At 64.8% G+C, this 511-nt stretch carries 1 protein-coding gene; it reads left to right on the top strand.

Features of this window, described 5'->3' with window-relative positions; translation table 11 throughout:
* On the top strand, nt 1–511 hold a 511-nt coding region (locus tag F1735_RS38640; RefSeq protein ID WP_167241500.1), incomplete at both ends, for an IS66 family transposase.

Genomic DNA, 511 nt, shown 5'->3' with positions numbered 1-511 from the left:
CCATCGGAGTTGCAGCGCGTCGACGTGGTCCACGACGTCCCCGCTGCTGAACGCACCTGTCCGTGTGGCACCCCGATGGTCGAGATCGGGCAGGACGTTAGCGAACAGCTCGACATCGTACCGATGCGGGTGCGCGTGTTGCGCCACATTCGTAAGCGCTACGGCTGCCCCGGCAGCGAGCACGCGCCGGTGACGGCGCCGCTGCCACCGCAGCCTCTTCCCAAGAGCAACGCCAGCGCCGACTTCCTCGCCATGCTGCTGATCGTCAAGTTCATTGATGGCCTGCCGCTGTACCGCTTTGAATACGTGCTCGACCGCCATGGCGTGACCGTGCCGCGCCAGACGTTGGCGCGCTGGGTGATCGGCGCCGGCCGGTTGCTCCAGCCGCTGCACAACCTGATGCGCGATGCGCTGCTTGAGTCACCCTTTATCCACGTTGACGAGACGGTGGTGCAGGTACTCAAGGCGCTTGGGAAGCAGCCAACGTCGAACAGCTACATGTGGGTGCAGA

The sequence above is a fragment of the Massilia genomosp. 1 genome, assembly GCF_011682185.1.
GTDB lineage: Bacteria > Pseudomonadota > Gammaproteobacteria > Burkholderiales > Burkholderiaceae_D > Telluria_A > Telluria_A rubra.
This window is presented reverse-complemented; position numbering and strand designations above follow the sequence as displayed.